Origin of the sequence: Allobosea sp. TAB14 (assembly GCF_052113865.1) — a bacterium.
Classification (GTDB): Bacteria; Pseudomonadota; Alphaproteobacteria; order Rhizobiales; family Beijerinckiaceae; genus Allobosea; species Allobosea spartocytisi.
This window is the reverse complement of record NZ_JBFRDQ010000017.1, coordinates 74,546-97,314: the sequence shown is the minus strand read 5'-3', so window position 1 is coordinate 97,314 and position 22,769 is coordinate 74,546. Positions and strand designations below refer to the sequence as shown.

Below are 22,769 nucleotides of genomic sequence, written 5' to 3'. Positions count from 1 at the left end.
GTCATCAGCCCACGTGCTCCTTGGCCCCGCTCGAAAGCTCTCGATGTGCCGCATCGGCTTTGGCGTTGATCTGATCGGTTTGGTCGCGCTGTTCCTTCAGCGTCGCAGCAATTTTTGTTCCGTGCTCTTCCGCCAGATCGAAGGCTCGTTCGATCCATGGCTCGCCGGCTTTCGGCACGGTGCGCAAGGCCGCGTGAGCGCGCTCGGGCGGCAGCTTCCGCCCGACGAGGGCATTGCAGGCCGTGAAATGGAGAGCCGGCTCCCGCTCGGCGTAGAATGGGGCGGTCAGGCCAAGGACAAGCCGTGCGAAGAGGAAATCAATCTCCGGTGCTGTCAGCCGATCAGCGTATTGCCGCTGTAAAGCGGTCCAAGCCATATCGGATTTCGAGCAAATTAATTCAAATTCCGAAGTTATTTCGCTCATATGCCAAGTCGACCGCCATACAGATGACCATTTGGACATCTGTTGCTACTCATGACTGCGCGTCTGCGTAAAGCGCCAATTTTGCCTCTTTGAAGACACGAAATTAGCGCATTGCGCCGCAGCATAGGTTACGGCTCATGAAAAGCGGCAAACGTTAGCCGCGAGGCGCTTTGCATGCGCCTTGCGCCTGATTGCCATGCTTTATGCGCATGAATTGCTTCTCATCGACGGCGGGGTGCGCGCCTGCGCATGCCTCGCCATTTAGGCCTCGGCGGCTCGCCTTTTCCTGATGCGCCGCGGAATCACCCGACGGTCAGGGTCTTTCCTTCCCCGTCTTGGCCCGAGCGCGCTTCGCGTTGCTCGAACGCTCTCAAGGCATCGCATACGGCTGCAGCGAACGCCGCCGCGGCCGGCGACAGGTCGCGATCGGGCAATTTGCAGCAGGCGAGCACATTCCGCGAAAGAAGAGCGTCGTCGATTTCGACATGGCTCAGTCGCCCCCGATCCTCCTTTTGCTCTCGCCCGGTCACGACGCTGACCCCGACCCCGCATTCCACAAGCGAATGGATCAGCTCGAAGGAGTTCGTCTGCACGATCTGGTTGACCCGTGCCTTGGAGCCGCCGAACGCGATATTGAATATCTGCCGTATAAACCCCGAGCCATCGGGCAAGATGAGATTGTGTTCGCCGAGGTCTGAAAGCGTGACGGACGGACGCGCCGCGAGAGGATGATCAGGCGAGGCGATCATATACATCTTGAGAGAGATGCTCTCCATGTATGAAAGCTCTGCTTCCGGGGAGAAATTATAAGCAACTGCGAAATCTATATCGCCATCCTTCAGCCGCGAAACGAGCTCCCRCGTGCTGTCGACCTTGACGTCGAAGGTTATATTCGGATGGGCCTGATGAAAACCTTTGATTGCCTCCGGCAATATGGTGTTTACGATCACGTCGTTGAATCCGACCGTCACGTGCCCGCGCCCGAGACCCTGCAGCGCAATAATTTCATCGTTTGCCATGCGCAGTTCGTTGATCGCCGAACGCAGGCGGGACTGCAGGATGCGTCCCGCTTCCGTCAGTTGCAGCCCGGCTCGACCGCGCGCCCTTTCGAACAATTTGACGCCGAGATCGGTCTCGAGATTGCTGACCTGCCGGTTGATCGCCGACGCCGCGATGCGCAGGGATTCCGCCGCAGCGCGAAAGGAGCCACGCTCGGCCACCTCGGAGAAGTAGCGCAGCGTGGTCGAACCCACCAATTTAGGAATCACCGGATGCTCCGATAGCCATGCAACCGCCTGGTTTCCCGTCAAAAAGTCATAGGGATTGCGATCCTGATGGCGAACAGCTCTCGCCATTCCGTCCATAAGGCGCGATTACGTTAGGCGACTGTCAATCGGTTGGCTTGTCCCGRCACGCATCGGCGGGGCAGGTTGCAGTTTGAGGTGCGTCATCGCAATCACCGCTCGCTCCCTCGTCGGTGTCCGCTTCCCGGCAGTGACCCAATGTCTGGTTGTGGCGCTCGGTTCCCGGGAAATCGTTCTGTTGCCGTGGGTTACGCTCCCTGATGGCTGCCGTCGAGATCCCTATCTTCGCCAGACACTCAGGTCGCGCCGACTTTCTGGAGGAATGCTCCCAGTCGTGACTGCGCTGCGCGACCCGCGAGTTCCGTCGGTTTACCACGCTCGATCACCCTGCCGGTTTCCATGAACCAAATCTCGTCCGCGACCTCGCGGGCGAAGCCGATCTCGTGGGTGACGCAGATCATGGTCATACCCGCGGCTGCGAGCCGCTTCATTGCGGCCAGTACCTCGCCGACCATTTCGGGATCGAGCGCGGAGGTCGGCTCGTCGAACAGCATGACTTCCGGGTCCATCGCCAGCGAGCGGGCGATGGCGATGCGCTGCCTTTGCCCGCCCGAGAGCAGGCCGGGCATCTCGTTTGCCTTCTCGGTCAGCCCGACTCGGRCAAGTTCCTCCATGGCGCGCTCGCGTGCCGCCGCCTTCGACATGCCGCGCAATTTGGTCAGGCCGAGCGTGATGTTGCCGAGCGCGCTGAGATGCGGGAACAGGTTGTAGGCCTGGAAGACGAAGCCGACGCGCTGGCGCAATCGGTTGATGTCGACGCTCCGGGCGGCGATGTCGGCGTCGTCCACAAGCACGCGCCCGCCTTGGATGGTCTCCAGACGGGTCACGGTGCGGATCAGGGTCGACTTGCCGGAGCCGGACGGGCCGACCAGGACCTTGACCTCGCCGCGCCGGACCTCGCCGGAGATTCCGGCGAGCACCTGGAGCGTCCCGAACCATTTGTCGACGTTTTCAAAGCGGATCATGGCTTCCTCACGCCGCGACGACGACGCCGGGCGCGCCGCCACGGCCGGCCGAGATGCGCCGCTCGATCAGGCGCGCCAGCGAGGTCAGCGCGAAGCAGAGCGCGAAATAGGTCAGCGCCAGGATGCCGTAGACCTCGAAAGGCTGGGTCAGCAGGACGTTGTTGACCTGCGCCGCCGCGAAGGTGAGCTCATGGGCGCTGATGACATAGCCCAGCGAGGTTTCCTTGATGGTCGAGACGAACTGGCTGACCATGCTCGGCAGCATGTTGTGCAATGCCTGCGGCAGCACGACCTTGATCGTCGTCGGCCAGTAGCGCAGGCCGAGCGAGGTCGCCGCCTCGGTCTGGCCCTTGGGCAGCCCCTCGATGCCGGCGCGGATGATCTCGGAGAGATAGGCGGCTTCGTAGACCACGAGCGCGATCACCAGCGTCTCGACCCCGCCGACGGCCCGGCCGATGATCAGCGGCGAGAAGAAATAGGTCCAGAAGATGAACATGATCAGCGGCAGGCCGCGCACCGTGTGCACGATCGCGGTCGCCGGCAGGCGCAGCCAGCGATAGGGGCTGAGGCGCGCCAGCGCCAGGCCGATCGCGAAGGGAAAGCACAGCGCCAGCGAGAGTGCGGCCATGAACAGCGTCATGACGAGGCCGCCGATCGGCCCGTGCGGATACTGCCCGACAAGGAAGAGCAGCCAGTTGTTCTGCAGGATCTCGAGCATCAGCGCGTCTCGAGCCTGAGGCGATGGCCGGACCAGCTGCCCAGCGCCATGATGCCGAAGGAGATGGCGAGATAGATCGCGGTCGCGACCGCGAAGGCCTCGAAGGTCTTGAAGGTGTAGCTCTCGACCTCGCGCGTCCGATAGGTCAGCTCGCCGACGCCGATCGCCATGGCGAGGCTGGTGTTCTTGAATAGCAGCAGGGTCTGGTTGATCAGCGGCGGCACGGCGATGCGCAGCGCCTGCGGCAGCACGACATAGCCCATGGCGCCGAGATARCCGAAGCCCATCGAGCGGGCCGACTCGTACTGGGCCTTCGGGATCGAGCGGATGCCGCTGCGGATATCCTCGGCGACATAGGCCGCCGCAGCCAGGCCGAGCGCGGTCGCCGCCAGCAGGAACTCGCCGTGATGGGCGTTGATCCACTGCCGGGCAGGGCGCGGCAGCAGCGAGGGCACGCCGAAATACCAGACGAAGATCTGGACCAGCAGCGGCACGTTGCGGTGGTACTCGACATACAGAGCCACGAACCAGCCGAGCGGCGGGAACGGAATCATCCGGACAAGCGTCAGGACGATCCCCATCGCCATGGCGAGGCACCAGGCGACCGCCGTCAGCGCCAGCGTGGTGGCGATGCCGATCAGGAACCAGTCGAGATATTTCCCGGTCAGCACGCTGCCGATATCGAAGATATAGCCCATCGATCGGCTCCCCTCCGATGCCCTGCCGTCAGATCAGCCCCTGATCTCTTCGATCTTGTAGTCGCGCTTGATGTCGAAGGCCGTGCCCGGGCCGAACCACTTCGAGAAGATCTTGTCGATCTCGCCGGAGTCTGCGGCCTTGGCGAGGGTTTCGTTGACCAGCGTCTTGAAGGCCGTTTCGCCCTTGCGCAGGCCGAGCCCCCAGGGTTCGACGAAAAGCGACTTCTCGATCACGACCATCGGCACCTTCGACTGCTTGGCGAGCTTCACCAGGATGAGCTCCGAGCCGCAGAAGGCATCGACCTTGTCCTGCGCCAGCGCCAGGAAGGCGGAGGAGGTGTCCTGGAAGGTCACGGTCTCGGCAGTCGGGATCAGCCGGCGCACGCCCTGTTCGGAAGACGAGCCCTTGATCGCCGTGATCTTCTTGCCGGCCAGCCCCTCCAGCGTGGTGATGCCGGTTTCCTTGGTGGTCAGCAGCTTCTGCTGGCTGACGAAATAGGAATGGGAGAAGTCGATCTGCTGGGCGCGTTCGGGCGTATAGCCGAGATTGGCGGCGAGGATGTCGACCCGGCCCTGCAGCAATTCGGGAATACGCGCCTCGACGGCGATGCTCTTCAGCTCAAGCGGAACACCGACCGCGTCCGCGACCTTCTTGCAGATGTCGACATCGTAGCCGACGATCTCGCGGGTCTGCGGGTGCTGGAAGGAGAATGGTTCGGAGGTGCCGAGCGTGCCGCAGATCAGCTTGCCGCGCGCCTTGATGTCGGCGAGCTGGTCGGCCTGGGCGGCTCCGGAGAGGCCGGCGGCGAGGGCGGCCGCAAGGCCGAGAACCGAGAAGAGCTTCATCGTCATCCCCTGTTGTTATGATCGTTGCAATGCGTCGCAGGCCGTCTTGATGCGGGCGGAGGCCTCCTCGATCGCGCCGAGCGAGGTCGCGATCGACAGGCGCAGATAGGGCGAGAGGCCATAGGCCGAGCCGTCGAGGACGGCGACGCCGGCTTCTTCGAGCAAGTAAAGCGCGACATCGAGGTCGCTCTGCAGCACCCGCCCGTCCGGCCGGCGCCGGCCGATCAACCCAGTGCAGCTCGGATAGACGTAGAAGGCGCCGTCGGGCTTGCGGCAGCTCATCCCGTCGATCGCGTCGAGCAACTCGAYCGCGCGGTCGCGCCGCTGTCGATAGGCCGAGCGGGCCTCGCCGACAAAGCTCTGGTCACCTTCGAGTGCCGCTGCGGCCGCCGCCATGCACATCGAGGCCGCGCCTGAGGTCGTCTGCGACTGGATGACGTTGATCGCGTTGACCAGTGCCTTCGGTCCGGCGCCGTAGCCGATGCGGAAGCCGGTCATGGCATAGGTCTTGGAGACGCCGTTGAYGAGCAAAGTGCGCTCGCGCAGTTCGGGCGCAATCGCGACCGGGCAGACCGGCTCGCTGCCGTCGAAGCGGATATGCTCGTAGATGTCGTCCGTCATCAGCGCGACGTGAGGATGGCGCTTCAGCACCTCGGTCAGCGCCGTCATCTCGTCGGCGGCGTAGGTCACGCCGTTCTCCCGCGCGAACTTGGCGATGATCGCCTTGCGCAGGCGGAGCGTGCCGTTGACCGGCGCATAGCGGGTTTCGCCGGCCGCCATGGCGGCGGTCGTCGCTTCCCGGATATGGGCAGGCGTGTCGAAATCGGGCTCTCCGGTGGTGAGGTCGATGATGTCGCGCCCCTGCGCCTTCAGCTCCTGGGCTCGCAGTCGCGCCACCATGCTGGGCGAGGGCTTGATCCGGCCGACGCGCGCGGAAAGCGGGATGGCCGGTACCGTCACGACGCAGCCTTTCCGGTCTTCATGTAGAAGCTGTCGACGCGCCCTTCCGCGATCGCGGCGAGCGCGTTCGCCTCGCGCTCTTCCTGCTGGCGCACCAGTTCGAGGAGCCCGGCCGCGTCGGTACGATCGAAGGCGACGATGCCGTCCGCATCGCCGACCACGACGTCACCCGGCATCACCACCATGCCGTCGATCGAGACCGGGACGTTGATCTCGCCCGGCCCGCTCTTATAGGGGCCACGATGGGTCACGCCGCGGGCGTAACAGGGAAAATCCGCCTGCTGGAACGCATCGACGTCGCGGATCGCCCCGTCGATGACGAAGCCGGCGACACCCATCGCCCGCGCCCGGCTCATCATGATCTCGCCGACGAGCGCCTGGGTCAGGTCGCCACCACCATCGACGACGAGGATATCGCCCGGGCGCAGCAGCTCATAGGCGCGGTGCAGGGTCTGGTTGTCGCCCGGCCTCGTCTTCACCGTCACGGCCGTGCCGAGAAGTCGGCCGGAGCGATGATAGGGCCGCAGCGCCCTGGTCCCATGCAGGCGGTTCATCACGTCGGAGATGATCGAGACGGGGGCGGTCCGGAAGCCGTCGAGGATCGCCTCCGGCACCGCAGGGCTGTTCGGATTGGTACGGTGGCCGATCAACGACATGGAAGATTCCGTCCCCAAGAGCTTGGTTTCGGGAATCATGTGACATGGCGAGAATGACAGAAAGCGAATATATTTCTCACAAGCTATCGCTTTTCTTCATCATGAAGTGGCGCCGAGCGATGGGGGAAAGCGATGCCGGCGAGTCTGAGGCAGATCGAGGCCTTCTACTGGACCGCCAAACTTGGCGGCTTCACCGAGGCGTCGCGGCATCTCAATCTGGCGCAATCGACGGTGTCGAAGCGGATCATCGAACTCGAGGCCGTGATCGGCGGACCCCTCTTCGACCGCACGAGCCATGCCTTGCGCCTGACCCGGGCCGGCGAGGCGAGCCTGCCGATCGCCACAGAGATGCTCGCGCTGGAACCGCGCTTCCGTGAGGCGGCCGGCGGGGCCGCGACCTTCTCGGGGCCGTTCCGCTTCGGCACGACCGAGCTCGTCGCCCTGACCTGGTTGCCAAAGCTGATCGTCGCGATGAAGCACGACTACCCCAATGTCGTGCCCGTTCCCGAAGTCGCGGCCAGCGTCGACCTGTTCGGCAAGCTGGCGGCCACCGAGCTCGACCTCGTCATCGCGCTGGATCCCCCGCAAACGCCGGAATTCACGGCATTGCCGCTCGATACGGTTCAGCTCGAATGGGTGTCGGCGCCGGGCTTCGGCCCGGAGGAGAACCTGATCCCGCTCGGCGAGATGGCGCGTTATTCGATCCTGACGCAGACCCAGGGCTCCGGCCTGCAGAAGCTGGTGCTCGACTGGGCGGTGGCCAATGGACTCGCGATCAACCACATCGTTCAATGCAACAGCCTGAACGTGCTGGCAGCCCTTGCCGCCGCCGGATTGGGCGTCACCTTCCTGACGGCCAGCTATTTCGGCCCGGAGATCGCCAACGGCCGGCTGCGCGTCATCCGGACCGAGCCGCCGATTCCACCGCTCCGTTACCATGCGGTGCACCGCAAGGGCGACATCTCGCCGCTCGCCGCGCGCATTGCGACAATCGCTCAGCAATCCTGTGACTTCAGCGCCCGCAGCCTGCCGCGGGATTGAGTGCTGAGGCGGACGCCTTCGTCGCTCGCCTGCGAGTGAGAAATATCCGTCTAAATCCGACACCGACACCAGGGTGTGCCTGAACGAATGTCTGCTTCCGGGCATCGTGCCAATGTTTACATACGGCGCAAGATGGGAGCGCGCAGCGCGATGTGCTGGCGAGGGATGCCGCCTCCCATCGGAAACATGCAAGTTATGTAGCGCCAAGATAGCTCGACGCCAGTCGCCTCATATAGATGCCGATCAAACCAGGCGCCCACGAGCGCACCGATGCCTCAAGTCGGGGCCATTGCGAAGGCGCCACGCCCCTGTGTGCCAGGATTATCTCGATGGCCCACCGCGCTGTGCATCGGCGCCGGCATGGACCGCATTCGCACAGATGAGGCCGACGGCGTCTGCCACCGTCGGATTCGATCAGATGCTGACGAGCTCAGGTGCTGTTAGCTCCGCCTCCATCTCCTTCATATCCTCGAAGCGGTCGGCGATGCGCGGATGGGCGCGGCCGCCATCGGAGGCGCCGATCGCGACGACGATCTCGTCGGGGCCGGGCGCATCGGCGATCTGGAAGGTTGCCGTGATGAAATGCGAACGCTTGCCGGTCTCGCTCTTGTGGATCATCGGCAGCGAAACCAGCGCGCCCGGCGCGGTGCGCGTGTTGGTGAAGCTCAGGAAGGCGGTTCCCGAGACCGCCTCGCGGAAGGTGTTGCCGAAGCGCAGCGTATGGATGAGCGCCGAAGCGTGCTCGATCTCGCCATTTACGCCGACGATCGCGGCCTTGCCGTAGGCTTCGACCCGCTCCCCCGGCAGCACGGCGATCAGCCGGCGCGTCATCTCCAGGCCGAGCGGGCGCGCGATGCGCATGATCTCGGGACGAAGGTTCTCGACGAAGCCCTGGCCGGCCCAGGGGTTCTTCACCACTGCCGCGACAACCGTCATGGTGATCGGACGCGGCGCCGCCTTGCCCCCCTCGATTATCGTCTCCTCGACGAAGGTCGCGATCTTGCGCACCCCGATATCCATGGCCCTCTCCCGACAGCTCAGTGGCGATGACGGCCGAGGCTAGTGTTCGTCAGCCGGATGTCTTCCTATGATTGCGAGGAAGCTTGGCCGTTGGAATGCTGCGAGGTTGCGCAAGATAGGAAGGGGACGAAGTGCTTACGCCTGTTTCGCAAATGCATTCGCTCAGGGAGGTGGCGAGCCGGATCAACTCCGGCGTCGATCTCCCCGGCATCCTGTTCGACCTGGTCAAGGCGGCCTGTGACCATGGYGGTTGGAGCATGGGCTCGATCATGTCGATCGACGTAGGGCATGGCTACGCCCATGTCTCCGTGCGTCATGACCCGACGCTGCTGCGACGCCAGCTCGAGGATCGCTGGGAACTGGCGACGAGCCCGGCGCTCTTGGCGTTGCGGACGGGAGAGCCGGTCTACATCCCCGACGCACGGGCCTCGGAGGAATTCCCGGGCTACCGGCGCGAGGCCTTCGAGCGCGACTACCGTTCGGTTCTGGTGATGCCGCTGACCAGCGTCGATGCCGAAGGGCGCCCGATGGTGCTGAGCCTCATCTCGCGCGACATCAAGCCGCTGCCCTCCGACGACCTCGCCTTCATGGGCATGATCGCCCATCTCGGCGCGATCGCAGTCGAGCGCGAGCAGCGTTTATGGGCAGAGCGGCGCGCAGCAGAGGAGCAGCGTCGCGCGCTGCATGCCCAGGGAGCCTTGCTGCAGGAAGTCCTGTCGGGCGGATCGGCGGATGCCCTGGCGGCTCGGCTCGACGAGTTGCTGCGATGCGCGGTGCTTGTGGTGGATTTCGCCGAAAACGGACTCGTCGCCGCAGGCTCGCCAGCCCCCGTCTCCTATGACGAAGCTGCGTGGCGCACCTTGTTGGCGACGGGGCAGGCCGATCCCGTCATCGCCACGGTCAAGGCCGCGGTGGCCGACGGCGAGGCAAAAATTGGCAGCATCTCCATCGATGCCGGCGGCGGAAAGCTGGTCTTGCCTGCCTTGATCGAGCCCTTGAGCGTCGATGCGGATATCGTCGGTGCCCTCGTCCTGTTCGACGCCGAGCCGGGCGACGATCTGCGGCGGCTCATGCTGGACAGCGCCAAATTCGCGCTGAGCGTCCAGATGATGCGCAGCGTGATCCAGTTCCGCCCGGGGCCCCCGCGGCAACATGGCCTGAGTTGCCATGTCATAACGATCGGAACAGGCTTGGTCTGCCTGCTCCCAGCGCAGGCGGGCGAGGAGCGAGAGCGGCTCGACCGTTTCGCGCAGCGCCTGGTCGAAACGCTGCGCCATGGCCCGCGTGGCGAGCCCATCGCCGTCATCGGCGGCGTCTGTGACGGGCTCGACGCCTATTCCGGAGAATGGGAGCGGGCCTGGCGAATGCTGCGGATCGCGCGCAGCTTCCGGCGCAGCGGCGTGCTTTCGGCGCTCGATTTCGGCCCTTTGCCGATGCTGATTGGCGCCGCCGATTCGGCCGAGGTGCGGGCCTTCGTCGAGGGCAGCATCGGCCGGGTAGCATCGCATGATCGCGAGCATGGCACGCCCTATCTGGAAACGCTGACGGCTTATCTGCGCGCCGGCTGCCGCAGCCAACCCTGCGCCGATGCGATGGCGCTGCACGTCACGACGCTGCGCTATCGGCTCGCTCGGATCGAGGAGTTGTTCCAGATCAATCCGGACACGCCGGAAAGGCGCTTTACTCTCGAACTGGCGTTGAAGATGCACGACGTCATTGAAGGCCGAACCGCCGCTTACCCCTGAAGCGGCGAATCCTTTTGCCTACGTGTCCTCCGTTTCGGAGGAAGAAAGGCTGCGGGCGGCTGCCTAGCCTCATCCTCATTGGTGACGAGCACCGAAGAGGATCGCCATGCTGGCGACGGCGCCCCAACATTCCACCACGATCGACCCCGTCGCCTTGCGGCGGGCTTTTGGGACCTTCCTGACTGGCGTCACGATCGTCACGACGCACGACACCGAGGGTCGTCCGCGCGGCATGACCGCGAATTCCTTCACCTCAGTCTCGCTGGATCCGCCCTTGTTGCTGGTTTGCGTCGGCAAGGGGGCGTCGAGCTTTCCCGCCTTCGAAACGGCGGATTGCTTCGCGGTCAACCTGCTGCAGGAGGAGCAGAAGGACCTCTCGAACCTCTTCGCCTCCAAATCTCCGGATAAATTCGCCAACGTCGCTTATGACAGCGTCCATACCGGCGCGCCCGTACTCGGCGATTGCCTGACCTGGTTCGACTGCAGCCTGCACCAGCGCGTCGATGCCGGCGACCACATCGTCCTGATCGGACAGGTGCAGGCATTCGGCACCAGCCCCTCCGCGCCGCTGGCCTTCTGCCGCGGCCGCTATGCGGCGGTGAAGGATCCGCTGCCGCCGGGCTGGCTCGCTTCGAGCAGCATGATCGTCAACTACCTCGTCGAGTCCGATGGCAAGCTGCTGCTTTGCCGCGAGGGCGATGGCGGCTGGGCCCTGCCGCGAGCGACCCGCCGCATTCTCGACGGAAGGCTGCCGCTCGCCAATGGCGAGAGCCTGCCGCTGCTGCCGGAGGACACCTTCCTCTATTCGGTGTTCGACGTCGCCGATGGCGATCCAGGCCATCTTGTCTACCGGGCGCGTCTCGCAGGTGATGCCGGCGACATTTGCCTGCCCGAGGGCGTGCGCTTCTTCGGCTTCGACGAGTTGCCCTACGAGCAGATCCTGACGCGGGAAACCCGCAGCGTTCTTCGCCGCTATGTCAGCGAGAGCAACGGCCGCCGCTTTGGCATCTACATCGATTCCCATGATGGCGGACGCTTCGCGATGGTCGAGGACACCCGGCCCTGGGCCGGCATTCCGCAACTCTGGGAGCGCGGCGGCGCATCATGAAGACGACGGTCGAAACCCTTCAGGGCTCGCGCATCGGGCATTTCATTGACGGCTCCTTCGTCGCGCCGCAAGGTGGCGTCTACGTGCCGAGCTATGATCCGACCACGGCCGAGCCATGGTACGAGTTCGCCCTGGGCGATGCCGGCGATGTCGACGCCGCCGTCCGCTCGGCCCGCGCCGCGCTGATCAACCCGGCCTGGCGGCGCATGACGCAGACCGATCGCGGCAAGCTGCTACGCCGGCTCGGTGAGCTCGTTCTGGCCCATGCCGAGGAATTGGCCCAGCTCGAATGCCGCGACAACGGCAAGCTGATCAAGGAGATGCGCGCCCAGATGCGGGCGATCCCGGACTCCTACGGCTACTTCGCGGGGATGGCCGACAAGCTCCAGGGCGACACGATCCCGGTCAACAAGCTCGACACGCTGAACTTCAACCTGCGCGAGCCGATCGGCGTCGTCGCGATGATCATCCCCTGGAATTCGCCGCTGATGATGCTGACGGGCACGCTGGCGCCCTGCCTCGCCATCGGCAACACGATCGTGGTCAAGCCCTCCGAGCATGCCACGGCCTCGGCGCTGGCGCTGGCGGAACTGGTGATCGAGGCCGGCATTCCGCCTGGCGTCGTCAATGTCGTGACCGGCGACGGCATGACCACCGGTGATGCGCTGACCCGCCATCCCGGCATCGCGAAATACGTCTTCACCGGCTCGACCGACACCGGCCGCAAGATCGCCGGCAACGCAGCGGGCAATCTCGTGCCCTGCCAAATGGAACTCGGCGGCAAGTCGCCCCATGTCGTGTTCTCGGATGTCGACATCGAGCGCGCGGTCAACGGCGTCGTCTCCGGCATCTTCGCTGCGGCCGGCCAGACCTGCGTCGCCGGTTCCCGCTGCTTCGTCGAGGCGCCGGTCTATGACCGCTTCGTCGAGGCGCTGGTCGAACGCACCAGGCGCGTCAAGGTCGGCCATCCCATGGCCGAGGACACCGATATCGGGCCGCTCGCGCTCGCGGCGCAACTCGACAAGGTCGAGCATTTCGTCGGCTCCGGCGTGCGCGAGGGCGCCAGGATCGCCGTCGGCGGCCGCAAGCCGCAGAACGAGGCGCTGGCGCGCGGCTGGTACTACGAGCCGACGGTGCTGACCGAAGCGCGCAACGACATGAGCTTCATGCGCAACGAGATCTTCGGCCCCGTCGTCGGTGTCGTGCCCTTTTCGAGCGAGGAGGAAATGATCTCGCTCGCCAACGACAGCGAATACGGGCTCGCTTCCGGTATCTGGACCCGCGATATCGACCGAGCCATGCGCTTCRCCCGCAATGTCGAGGCTGGCACCGTCTGGATCAACACCTACCGCTCGGCCGCCTTCATGTCTGCGAACGGAGGCACGAAGAAGAGCGGCTATGGCCGCCGCGGCGGCTTCGAGGTCATGCGCGAGTTCTCGCGCCTGAAGAACGTCGTCATCGACTACTCGGGTGCCATGCAGGACCCGTTCGTCATCCGCCTGCGCTGATGCGCTGTCCCGCACGTTTGCACGGAGGCAAGCCATGAAATTCGCTCTTTCGGTCAATATGGAGCGCTTTTCACCCGATGAATCGATGCAGGACGCCATGTCCAACATGCTGGCGCTTGCCCGCATGGCCGACGAGGGCGGCTTCGAGACGTTGTGGACCGCCGAGCATCACACCATCGAATGCAYGATCTCGCCGAATCCGTTCCAGACGCTGGGCTGGCTCGCCCAGCATACCAGCCGGATCAGGCTGGGCACGGCGACGCTGGTCGCGCCCTACTGGTCGCCGATCCGGCTGGCCGGCGAGGCGGCGCTCTGCGACCACCTGACCGGCGGCCGCCTCGAAATCGGCATCGCGCGCGGCGCTTATCAATACGAGTTCGACCGCATGGCCGGTGGCATGCCCCAGCAGGAGGGCGTCGCCTATATGAAGGAGCTCGTCCCCGCCGTTCAGAAGCTTTGGGCCGGCGACTACGCCCATGACGGGCATTACTGGCGGTTCCCGCTCGCGACCTCGGTACCCAAGCCGCTGCAGAAGCCGCATCCGCGGATTTGGGTCGCGGCGCGCGATCCCGGCACCTTCGACTGGGCCGTCGGCCTTGGCGCCAGTATCCTCTCGACCCCGCTTTCGGCGCCTGTTGCGGAGATCGGCGTACTCGCCGAGAAGTTCCGCAAGGCCTGCGCCGATCATCCCGAGCGCCCGCGCCCGAAATTCATGATGCAGCGCCGCACCTGCGTCTATGACAGCAGGCAGGATTGGCAGGAGATCGTCCGATACAGCGTCGATTACGGGCGCTATTTCGAGAATCTGATGCAGAATATCGGCACGGTGAAGAACGGCTTCCCCGAGGCCGTGCCATTCGAGACGGTCGCCAATCGCGGCAGCTACGACCCAAAGGCGATCCGCGATAACCTCGTCTTCGGCACGCCGGAAGAGGTCATCTCCAAGCTCGAGGTCTACGAGGCCGCAGGCGTCGACCAGTTCTGTCTTGGCCTCTCCTACAATCTGCCCTTCGAGTTGCAGGTCCGGACGCTCAGGCTCTTCATCGACGAGGTGATGCCGCATTTCGCAGCCCGCGAACGCGAGGCCGCCCGTCCGCGCTTCGCTGCGGTCGGGGCCTGACGGCGATGGCGGATGCGGCTGCCCTGACACAGGCGCCTGACGTGAACGGCGCGCTCCTTCGCGACGGCGTCGAGCTGAACTACCGGCTGAGCGGCTCGGGCGGTCTGCCGCTCGTGCTGGTCCATGGCGTCGGCTCCTATTGCGAGTCCTGGGACGGGGTGATCACGCGGCTGTCCGACCGCTTCCGCATCTTGAGCTTCGACCTGCGCGGCCATGGCCGCTCGGCGCGGGTCAAGGGCCGCTATGAGATCGACGATTTCACTGGCGACGTGCTCGCGCTCGCCGATCACACCGGCTTCGGCCGCTTCGATCTCGCCGGTTTTTCGCTCGGCGGCCTGATCGCGCAGCGCCTCGCCCTGACCCACCCCGAGCGGCTGCGGCGGCTGGTGCTGCTGTCGACGGTCTCTGGCCGGACCGACGAGGAGCGGGAGCGCGTGCTGGCGCGCCTCGCCGCGCTCAAGGCCGGCGATCGCGGTTCGCACTACGACGCCTCGCTGTCGCGCTGGCTGACCGAGGATTTTCAGGCGCGCAATCCCGAGCTGATCGTCGAACTCCGCCGCCGCAACGCTGAAAACGATCCCGATTGCTACGCATCGGCCTACCGCGTGCTGGCCGAGACTGATTTTGGCGGGTTGATCGACCAGATCCGGCTGCCGACACTGATCATGACCGGCGAGCTCGATCAGGGCTCGAACCCACGCATGTCGCGCTACATGCATGAGCGCATTCCGGACTCCCGGCTGCACATCCTGCCGGGGCTGCGTCACTCCCTGCTGAACGAGGCACCCGGCCAGGTTGCTGCGCTGATGCGGGGCTTTCTCACCGAAGCCGCCGAGGAGGGCCGCGCGTGATCGTCGAGGAGCGCATCTATCGCATCCGAACGGGCAGGATGGGGACCTATCTCAAGCTTGTTCGCGAGGAAGGGCTCGCGATCCAGCAGCCCATCCTCGGTCGCCTTATCGGCTACTTCACCACCGAGATCGGTGCACTCAGCCAGGTCACGCATCTCTGGGCCTATGAGGATCTGGAGGACCGGCGGCGCAGGCGCCAGCAGCTTGCCGACGAGCCGCGCTGGCAGGCCTTCCTGCCCAGGCTTTCCGAGAACATCGAGCAGGCTGAGAACAAGATCCTGCTGCCGACCGACTTTTCGCCGCTGCGCTGACCGCGCAGCGCTCCTGGGAGAACGGGCGGAAGGTCGACCCCACCGGACAATGAGAAGGGGAACAGCGGTGAGCGAAAGGCTGCGTATCGAAAACCTCTACAAGGTTTTCGCCAAGGACCCGACCGAGGCGCTGCAGATCCTGCGCGGCGGCGGCACGAAGGACAGCGTCTTCGGGAAGCTCGGCCAGGTTGTTGGGCTCGATGGCGTCTCGCTCAGCGTCCCGTCCGGCGCGATGTACATGATCATGGGTCTGTCCGGCTCCGGCAAATCGACGCTCGCACGCTGCGTCAACCGGCTGAACGAGCCCAGCGCCGGGCGCATCCTGCTGGACGGTCAGGACATCGTGCCGCTCTCCGAGAAGGCGCTGCGCGAGGTCCGGCGCACGCGGATGTCGATGGTGTTCCAGCACTTCGCGCTGCTGCCCAACAAGCGCGTCATCGAGAATGTCGAGTTCGGGCTGAAGCTGCGCGGCGTCGCGCCGGCCCAGCGCCGCAAGCGCGCCGAGGAGATTCTCTCCGTCGTCGGGCTTGCGCGCTGGGGCTATCACCTGCCGCACGAGCTGTCGGGCGGCATGCGCCAGCGTGTGGGGCTCGCGCGGGCCCTCGCGACCGATGCCGACATCCTGATCATGGACGAGGCCTTCAGCGCGCTTGATCCGCTGATCCGCACCGAGATGCAGGACGAGTTGCTGCGCCTTCAGCGCACGCTGAACAAGACCATCCTGTTCATCACCCATGATTTCCAGGAAGCGCTGAAGCTGGGCACCCGCATCGCGATCATGTCGGAAGGCAAGCTCGTGCGCGAGGGCACGCCGCAATCGATCGTGCTCGAGCCGGGCAGCGACTATGTCGCCGCCTTCACGCGCGAAGTCGACAGGGCACGGCTGTTCGACGCACACTCGGTGATGAAGGCGCCGACCGTGCTCTGGCGCGGGCCGAACGGCATCGTCGTCGGAGGCGCCGGGGGCGGCCTCCTGCTCGACCAGCAGGAGCATGTGGTCGCCGGACTCGGCGAAGCCCAGATCGCTACGCTGAAGCAGACCGGCGAATTGCCGGCCGGGCGTGGCCCTTATCTCTGCGTTCCCGAGGGCGCCAGGCTCGTCGATGTCGCGCGCAGCTACCGCTCCGATCACGCCATGGGCGTCGTCGACGACAGTGGCAAGCTCGTCGGTCTGCTCGGCGCCGAGCAGATACTCGCCCGTATCGCCAACCTGCCGAGCCCGGGAGAAGCCGCATGATCAAGGCTGACGATCTCGCGATCTTCCCGGTCGACCAGTGGATCCAGGACGGAGTCCGCTGGCTGGCCCTGAACCTGCGGCCGCTGTTCCAGGCGATCAAATGGCCGGTCGAAAGTCTGCTCGGCTTCAACGACTGGGTGCTGCATGCGATTCCGTTCCCCGTGATGCTCCTGCTGATCGGCTTGATCGCTTGGCGCAGCGCCGGCCGGGGCGTCGCGGCCTTCAGCGTCGTCTCTCTGATCGTCATCGCCATGCTCGGCGTCTGGACCGAGGCGATGACGACGCTCTCGCTAATCACGACCGCGATCGTTTTCTGCGCGGTGATCGGCATCCCGATCGGTATTCTCTGCGCCCGCAGCGACCGGGTCTGGAACGTCGTCCGCCCAATCCTCGACATCATGCAGACTACGCCGACCTTCGTTTACCTCGTGCCGGTGGTGATGCTGTTCGGCGTCGGCACTGTCCCGGGCGAGGTCGCGGTGGTCACTGCTGCGGCTCCCCCGCTGATCCGCTTCACCAATCTCGGCATCCGCATGGTCGAGCACGAGATCGTCGAGGCTGGTCTCGCCTTCGGCGCGGACAGCCGCCAGTTGCTCTGGGAGATCCAGCTTCCGCTTGCGATCCCGTCCATCCTCGGTGGGCTCAACCAGACCGTTCTGACCGCGATGGTGATGTCGGTCGTCGTCGCGATGATCGGCGCCGAAGGGCTCGGCCTCGTCGTGCTCCAGGGCCTCGGGAGGCTCGATGTAGGCCGCGCCGCCATCGGCGGCATCGCCATCGTCCTGCTGGCGATGATGCTCGACCGCATCACCCAGAAACTCGCCGAGACGAAACGTGATCAGCGCACCTCCCTGCTTCAGGCGCTGATGCGCTTCCTGCGGGGAAGCCGCCGCGAGGAGATCACCGCGCCTGCGCCGCCGGAGGCCAGCCGACAGGCGGCGTGACCGACCGATTTCAACGAAGAACCCGCCCACAAAGGGCGGGCCGGGGACAAGACCAGCCATAACCGAAGAGGAGAACGCGATGATCAGCCTGTCAGCCAGACCGTTTATCAAGACTGTTGCCGCGGCGGCGCTCGCCGCAGTCACCCTGCAGGGAGCGGCGTTCGCCCAGGCCTTGCCGGGCAAGGGCAAGACCGTGCGCTACGCCCAGAGCGACAGCCTCGGCGCCAATTACGTGACTGCCCAAATCATCAGCCGGGCGATGAAGGAGCTCGGCTACGAGGTGAAGCTCTCGACGCTCAACACGACGCTGTTCTTCCAGGCTGCAGGGCAGGGCGATCTCGACCTCGCCACCGACGTCAACATGCCCCAACGCGAACCCGCCTTCCGGGCCGTCGAGAAGCAGGCCGAGCTGCTCGGCAGCGGCATGATCGTCGGCGGCGGCATCAACGGCTACCTCATCGACAAGAAGACCGCGACCGCACACAACATCACCACGCTGGTGCAGATGAAGGATCCCAAGATCGCCGCGCTGTTCGGCAAGGATGGGCGCGCGGACCTGATCAACTGCGACCCGGGCTGGAGTTGCGGCGACGTGGTCGACTTCCAGCTCGACAAGTTCGGCCTCAAGGACACCGTCCGCTCGGTGCGCGGTAAATACGAGACCCTGATGGTCGAGGCGGTGGCGCGCGTGAAGCGCGGCGAGCCCGCCTTCTTCTATGCGTGGAGCCCGTCCTGGGTGAACAACGCGCTGATCCCGGGCGAGGACGTCGTCTGGCTGCCCACGCCGGAGGATGCGCTGCCGCCGAACATGCCGAACCGCGGTTCAGCCCTGGTACCGGGCGTCAAAGGCTGCGCCGGCGGAGCCGATCCCTGCCGCATGGCGATGTCGTCCTGGAACTGGGCCTCTGTCGCGAACAAGCAGTTCGTCGCGGCCAACCCGGCGATCAAGACACTGATCGAGCAGATCAAGTTCCCGCTCGCGAGCTGGTCGGCCTGGGAGTTCAACATCAACAAGAACGGCGCCAGCAGCGCCAACATCAACCGCATGGCCGATGAGTGGATCACCCAAAACAAGGCCATGTTCGACGACTGGGTGGCGAAGGCCAGAGGCGGCGTCTAATCGCAACTTGTAGGGAAAACGACAACAGTTCGGAATCGCATGCCCGGCTTGAGATGCCTCCAGGAAGGCTGCTGGAGGCCTCTCGGCGCAAGGCAGCCCCCATTCGCTCGCCCAACAGCGTCTGCTTCCTGGCCGGGCGACAAGGTCGGCTATTGGCGCTTGCCGCTGATCGAGATCAAACTGTGCGTGCTCGTGCTATTTGTGTTTCACGTCGACTGCCAATGTGAGCTCGTCGATGCGTGGCTGGTAGAACACCTTGCCTCGCGTCGCCCAGATGTTCTTGAAGTGGTAGAGCGGGAGGATGGCGACGTCGGTGGAGACCAGCTTCACCGCGTCGAGCACGAGGGCCTCGCGCTTGGTGTCGTCGATCTCGGCGATGGCGCTGGCATTGAGCGCGTCGAGCTTCGAATTGGAATACTGCGCCCAATTGTAGAGGCCCCAGCCGGTCTCCTTGTTGCGCGTGCCGACGAGATCCCTGAGCAGGCCCGTGCCTTCCATGGAATTGTTGCTCCAGCTCCCGAGATAGGCGGTGAACTGGCTTTTGGCGCCTCGCGACGAGTAGACGCTGAAGGGGATGGCGTCGATCGCGGTGTCGACGCCGATGCGGCTCCACATCTGCGCGATCGCCTGCGCGACCTCGACGCTGTAGGGCACCCGGTCGTTTGAGGTCGAGAGCGTGATCTTGAAGCCGTTGGGGAATCCAGCCTCGGCCAGAAGGCGCTTGGCCTTTTCCGGATCATAGGCCGGGACCGGGGTCTTGGGATCGTATCCCATGATCCCGGGCGGCAGCCATTGGCCCGTGGGATTGGCGGTGCCCAGCATGATCCGCTCCGTGATGCCGGCACGGTTGATCGCGATCGAGAGCGCCTCGCGGACCTTCTGGCTGGTCAGCGGCGACGGATCGAGCTTGGCGCCCTTCTTGTCCGTTATCGGCGGCGCATCCTCGGCCGGCTTGATCATCGGGACGATGTAGTTGACGCGCATGCCAGCGACCGAGGCAACGTGGATGTTCTCGGACTTCTCGAGGCGCGGGAGATCGCTGGCGGAGGGCGTGTCGATCAGGTCGAGATCGCCGGACAGCAGGGCGGCCGTCCGTGCGGCGGTATTCGGGATCAGCCGGATCGTCAGCGTCGTCCAGGCGGGCTTCTCGCCCCACCAGTTGTCGTTGCGGGCGAATTCGACGCGCTCGCCGGGCGTATAGCTCACCAGCTTGAACGGGCCGGTGCCGATCGCCGCCTTGCCGCTGTTGTAGTCGGCCGTGGTCGCATCGGTGCCGGCGTGGCGCGAGACGATGGCGAGGCGGGTGAGGTCGCTCGGCAGGTTCGGCACTGGCGACGTGGTGGTCAGGCGGATCACGGTGGGGCCGACGACCTCGGTGTCCTTGATCGGCCGGATGATGCCGGCGAAGCCGCCGAGATTGTTGGGAACGTCGATGGCGCGCTTCAGGGTGAAGGCGACGTCGTCGGCCGTGAAGGGCCTGCCGTCATGCCAGGTCACGCCTTCGGTCGAGGCGAGCGCGAGGCGCTTTACCGGCGAGGTGAGGGTGGCAGCCATACGCGATCCCCTTATTATTGGTATATAATAATTGATATTTGAGGACGATTTTTGCTGACTGTCAAGCGAGCGCAAGCCCGATTGCGCGCGAGCGACGCCCGCACGTTGAAACCCAGAGATTCCGATTGAGTGAGCGGGCGCCGAGGCCCGGCTCAGGAGGCGAGCGTTTCCGTCGCTTTCGTCGCGGCCTCGAGCACGAGCGGCGCGAGTTCCGCGATCGCGGTCTCGCGGCTGTAGCGCGTGGTCAGGGTCGAGAGGTTGATCGAGCCGATCGCGCGGCCGGCGCGATCATGAACCGGCGCGGACACCGAGATGCTGCCCTGTTCCATGTTCTTCTCGGTGACGGAGAAGCCGACCGCCTTGGCCGCTTCGAGGATGCGCATCATCTCGGCCGCGTCGCGCGCCTTGGTGCGCTGTGACACCGAAGGGGCGGACGCTTTCCAGACCTTCTCGACATGGCTCGGTGCGGAATGGGCGAGCAGCATCTGGCCGGACGAGGAGGAGAGTGCCGGAAACCGGGTGCCGATGGGGAGGTTGACCGACGAGATATGCGTGCTCGGTATCGTTGCGATGATGACGATGTCGGCGCCGTCGACCTCGACCCAGGAGATCGTCTCCCGGGTCTTCTCGCTCAGGATGCGCATCTGCGGATAGGCCGCTTCCAGCCCTTGGTTCGACGAGCTGGCATTTTGCGCGAAACGGAAGACCTTCCGCGACAGGCCGTAGCGCTTCGTCTGGGCGTCGCGATCGAGATAACCGAGGCGCTCGAGCGTATAGATGAAGCGCTGCGAAGCGCTGCGGCCCAGCCCCGTACGGATCGCGATGTCCGACAGGCTCAGCGTCGCGGCCGTCTTGTCGAAGGCCTCCAGGACCTTCATCGCCTTGGCGACGGAGGCGACGAAGAGGCGCTCGTCGATCTCCGGCGCCCCTTCGCCGCGGTCGGCCAGGGGTGCGGCTGGCGCAGATTTCGACATCGACGACACCATGGTGTGCGGAGACCTTTCGCGGGGCTGTCCAAGCTGTAGCAGCTTCGTCCGGCGCCTCAACCCGCGCCCGGGCCGAACGTTCCGGCGAAGCGCTGCTTGAGGAGGTTCTTCTGGATCTTGCCGAGCGTATTGCGCGGCATCTCGTCGACCAGCTCGATGCGCTTGGGCACCTTGTAGCCGGCCAGCGAAGATCGGAGCGCCGCGATCGCTTGCTGCGGATCGAAGGGTGTGCGGCGGTTCGCCAGCTGCACCACGGCAACGACGGCCTCTCCGAAATCAGGGTGCGAAACGCCGATCACAGCGCTTTCGGCGATCGCGTCCAAGGCGTTGAGCGCCGCCTCGACTTCCTTGGGGTAGACGTTGAGGCCGCCGGTGATGATGAGATCGGCGCCGCGACCGAGCACGCTGACATGGCCCTCCTCGTCGACGCGGCCGAAATCGCCGGTCACGAACCAGCCGTCGCGGAAGGCGGCTGCCGTCTTCGCGTCGTCGCGCCAATAGCCGAGGAACGGAAAAGGCTGCTGCAATTCGATCATCCCGACCGTTCCGGTCGGCACCTCCTGCCCGTCCTTGTCGACGATGCGAAGCCGCGAACCCGGCAGCGGCAGGCCCGACGTATCGGGGCGGCGATGATCCTCGAAGCGGTTTGAGGTGGCGATCAGGGCCTCGGTCAACCCGTAGCGGTCGAGGAGGCGATGGCCGGTGCGGGCCGCGAAGGCCTCGAAGGCATCGGCCCGCATCGGCGCCGAACCGGTGACGAACAGGCGCATCTCGGTGCAGAGCTCCCGGCCGAAACGCGGGTCGGCCATGAGGCGGCTGTAATAGGTCGGGACCCCGGCGAAGATCGTCGCGCGGGGCAAGGCGGCCAGCACCGCCTCCGTCTCGAATTTCGACAGCAGGATCATCGCGGCGCCTCCGGCAAGTGCCGGCGTCGTCGTGCCGAAGAGCCCGTAGGCCATGGGGTTGGCGTGGAGCAGGGTATCGTCCGGGCCGATCCGCCAGCAGGCGGCGAGCGCGCGTGCGTTCCAGATCACGCTGCCGGCCGAAAGCAGCGCGCCTTTCGGCCGGCCCGTCGTGCCGGAGGTGTAGACCATGGCGTTCGCGTCGGACGGCGAAACCGCCGTGAGTTCGTCCAGCCCTTCGATTCCGCGGCTCCCCTCGGTCAGCGTGCCTGCGCCCTTTGCGTCCAGCGTCAGCACTCGGTGCGTTCCGGCCGAGCCGACGCAGTCGCGCCGCGAGGGGTCGCAGACCACCGCCACCGRCTCGGCGTCCCGGAGGATATGGCTGATTTCAGCGTCGGTCAGGCCGATATGGACAGGCAGATAGACGGCTCCGAGCCTGCAAACCGCGAGATAGAGCAGGATGCCCTCCGGCGATTTCTCCAGAAGGCCGGCGACGAGCCGGCCTTTCGCGACGCCGAGTCCGGCCAGCAGGCCGGCGTAGCGGGCGGTGATGCCCGCCGCCTCGCCGAAGCGGAGCTGCCGCCCGGCCGCCGTTTCCATGAAGACGCGCGCCGGATCGTGCTCCCGGCCGAACAGGGCGCCAAACACGTTCGCGTCGGTGGGCACGGTGATCTCGGTCATCGTCGTCGTC

General features: G+C 65.3%; 22 protein-coding genes. 11 read left to right on the top strand and 11 right to left on the bottom strand.

The window, feature by feature from the left end; all coding sequences use genetic code 11:
• A partial coding sequence (locus tag AB4Y99_RS04380) for a hypothetical protein (RefSeq protein WP_441522503.1) occupies positions 1 to 361 on the top strand: 361 nt, incomplete at its 5' end.
• 365 nt (positions 362 to 726) lie between these two features.
• Here AB4Y99_RS04380 and AB4Y99_RS04375 read toward each other — a convergent pair.
• The 7 genes from AB4Y99_RS04375 to AB4Y99_RS04345 all read right to left on the bottom strand — a co-directional run bounded on the left by AB4Y99_RS04375 (position 727) and on the right by AB4Y99_RS04345 (position 6,631).
• A complete protein-coding gene (locus AB4Y99_RS04375; RefSeq protein ID WP_441522502.1) occupies positions 727 to 1,779 on the bottom strand; it encodes a LysR family transcriptional regulator in 1,053 nt (350 codons plus the stop codon).
• 245 nt (positions 1,780 to 2,024) lie between these two features.
• On the bottom strand, positions 2,025 to 2,753 hold the full coding sequence (locus AB4Y99_RS04370) for an amino acid ABC transporter ATP-binding protein (RefSeq protein ID WP_441522501.1): 729 nt from the start codon (positions 2,751 to 2,753) through the stop codon (positions 2,025 to 2,027).
• Positions 2,754 to 2,760: 7 nt separating this feature from the next.
• Positions 2,761 to 3,471 (bottom strand): amino acid ABC transporter permease, encoded by a 711-nt coding sequence (locus AB4Y99_RS04365; RefSeq protein WP_441522500.1) that lies wholly within the window; start codon positions 3,469 to 3,471, stop codon positions 2,761 to 2,763.
• Positions 3,471 to 4,169 (bottom strand): amino acid ABC transporter permease, encoded by a 699-nt coding sequence (locus AB4Y99_RS04360; RefSeq protein ID WP_441522499.1) that lies wholly within the window; start codon positions 4,167 to 4,169, stop codon positions 3,471 to 3,473. Before AB4Y99_RS04360 ends, AB4Y99_RS04365 begins: the two co-directional genes overlap by 1 nt.
• Before the next feature lie 33 nt (positions 4,170 to 4,202).
• Entirely contained in the window at positions 4,203 to 5,015 is an 813-nt protein-coding gene (locus tag AB4Y99_RS04355) for an ABC transporter substrate-binding protein (protein ID WP_112762640.1), read from the bottom strand.
• A gap of 15 nt (positions 5,016 to 5,030) precedes the next feature.
• A complete protein-coding gene (locus AB4Y99_RS04350) occupies positions 5,031 to 5,915 on the bottom strand; it encodes an aminotransferase class I/II-fold pyridoxal phosphate-dependent enzyme (protein WP_441522506.1) in 885 nt (294 codons plus the stop codon).
• Positions 5,916 to 5,971: 56 nt separating this feature from the next.
• Positions 5,972 to 6,631, bottom strand: coding sequence for an RraA family protein (locus tag AB4Y99_RS04345; protein WP_133565758.1), 660 nt, complete (start codon positions 6,629 to 6,631; stop codon positions 5,972 to 5,974).
• A gap of 132 nt (positions 6,632 to 6,763) precedes the next feature.
• Between AB4Y99_RS04345 and AB4Y99_RS04340 the strand changes: the two genes are divergently transcribed.
• Positions 6,764 to 7,672, top strand: coding sequence for a LysR family transcriptional regulator (locus tag AB4Y99_RS04340; RefSeq protein WP_441522498.1), 909 nt, complete (start codon positions 6,764 to 6,766; stop codon positions 7,670 to 7,672).
• Between the two features lie 414 nt (positions 7,673 to 8,086).
• Here AB4Y99_RS04340 and AB4Y99_RS04335 read toward each other — a convergent pair whose 3' ends face one another.
• Positions 8,087 to 8,692, bottom strand: a complete 606-nt coding sequence (locus AB4Y99_RS04335; RefSeq protein WP_441522497.1) for an amino acid synthesis family protein — start codon at positions 8,690 to 8,692, stop codon at positions 8,087 to 8,089.
• Between the two features lie 131 nt (positions 8,693 to 8,823).
• Between AB4Y99_RS04335 and AB4Y99_RS04330 the strand changes: the two genes are divergently transcribed.
• The 9 genes from AB4Y99_RS04330 (at position 8,824) to proX (ending at position 18,636) form a co-directional block, all read left to right on the top strand.
• Positions 8,824 to 10,437, top strand: coding sequence for a helix-turn-helix domain-containing protein (locus tag AB4Y99_RS04330; RefSeq protein WP_441522496.1), 1,614 nt, complete (start codon positions 8,824 to 8,826; stop codon positions 10,435 to 10,437).
• 106 nt (positions 10,438 to 10,543) lie between these two features.
• The gene (locus AB4Y99_RS04325; protein ID WP_038367085.1) at positions 10,544 to 11,545 is read left to right on the top strand and encodes a flavin reductase; all 1,002 of its coding nucleotides are present in this window, start codon (positions 10,544 to 10,546) and stop codon (positions 11,543 to 11,545) included.
• The gene (locus AB4Y99_RS04320; protein WP_441522495.1) at positions 11,542 to 13,053 is read left to right on the top strand and encodes an aldehyde dehydrogenase; all 1,512 of its coding nucleotides are present in this window, start codon (positions 11,542 to 11,544) and stop codon (positions 13,051 to 13,053) included. Before AB4Y99_RS04325 ends, AB4Y99_RS04320 begins: the two co-directional genes overlap by 4 nt.
• A 34-nt stretch (positions 13,054 to 13,087) precedes the next feature.
• The gene (locus AB4Y99_RS04315; RefSeq protein ID WP_441522494.1) at positions 13,088 to 14,173 is read left to right on the top strand and encodes an LLM class flavin-dependent oxidoreductase; all 1,086 of its coding nucleotides are present in this window, start codon (positions 13,088 to 13,090) and stop codon (positions 14,171 to 14,173) included.
• 41 nt (positions 14,174 to 14,214) lie between these two features.
• A complete protein-coding gene (locus tag AB4Y99_RS04310) occupies positions 14,215 to 15,024 on the top strand; it encodes an alpha/beta fold hydrolase (RefSeq protein ID WP_441522493.1) in 810 nt (269 codons plus the stop codon).
• Complete coding sequence (locus tag AB4Y99_RS04305; RefSeq protein ID WP_038367094.1) at positions 15,021 to 15,335, top strand: NIPSNAP family protein; 315 nt, start codon at positions 15,021 to 15,023, stop codon at positions 15,333 to 15,335. The genes AB4Y99_RS04310 and AB4Y99_RS04305 overlap by 4 nt, the downstream gene beginning before the upstream one ends.
• 67 nt (positions 15,336 to 15,402) lie before the next feature.
• Entirely contained in the window at positions 15,403 to 16,572 is a 1,170-nt protein-coding gene (locus tag AB4Y99_RS04300) for a quaternary amine ABC transporter ATP-binding protein (RefSeq protein ID WP_038367095.1), read from the top strand.
• Positions 16,569 to 17,516, top strand: a complete 948-nt coding sequence (locus tag AB4Y99_RS04295) for an ABC transporter permease (RefSeq protein WP_441522492.1) — start codon at positions 16,569 to 16,571, stop codon at positions 17,514 to 17,516. The genes AB4Y99_RS04300 and AB4Y99_RS04295 overlap by 4 nt, the downstream gene beginning before the upstream one ends.
• Before the next feature lie 79 nt (positions 17,517 to 17,595).
• Positions 17,596 to 18,636: a glycine betaine/L-proline ABC transporter substrate-binding protein ProX gene (gene proX, locus AB4Y99_RS04290; protein ID WP_441522491.1), complete on the top strand. Its 1,041-nt coding sequence runs from the start codon at positions 17,596 to 17,598 to the stop codon at positions 18,634 to 18,636.
• A 195-nt stretch (positions 18,637 to 18,831) separates the two neighbouring features.
• Here proX and AB4Y99_RS04285 read toward each other — a convergent pair whose 3' ends face one another.
• From AB4Y99_RS04285 to AB4Y99_RS04275, 3 genes are all read right to left on the bottom strand, one after another.
• Positions 18,832 to 20,190, bottom strand: a complete 1,359-nt coding sequence (locus AB4Y99_RS04285) for an ABC transporter substrate-binding protein (protein ID WP_441522490.1) — start codon at positions 20,188 to 20,190, stop codon at positions 18,832 to 18,834.
• Positions 20,191 to 20,342: 152 nt separating this feature from the next.
• Entirely contained in the window at positions 20,343 to 21,164 is an 822-nt protein-coding gene (locus AB4Y99_RS04280) for an IclR family transcriptional regulator (RefSeq protein ID WP_038367107.1), read from the bottom strand.
• A gap of 68 nt (positions 21,165 to 21,232) precedes the next feature.
• On the bottom strand, positions 21,233 to 22,759 hold the full coding sequence (locus tag AB4Y99_RS04275) for an AMP-binding protein (RefSeq protein ID WP_441522489.1): 1,527 nt from the start codon (positions 22,757 to 22,759) through the stop codon (positions 21,233 to 21,235).
• Positions 22,760 to 22,769: the final 10 nt, after the last annotated feature.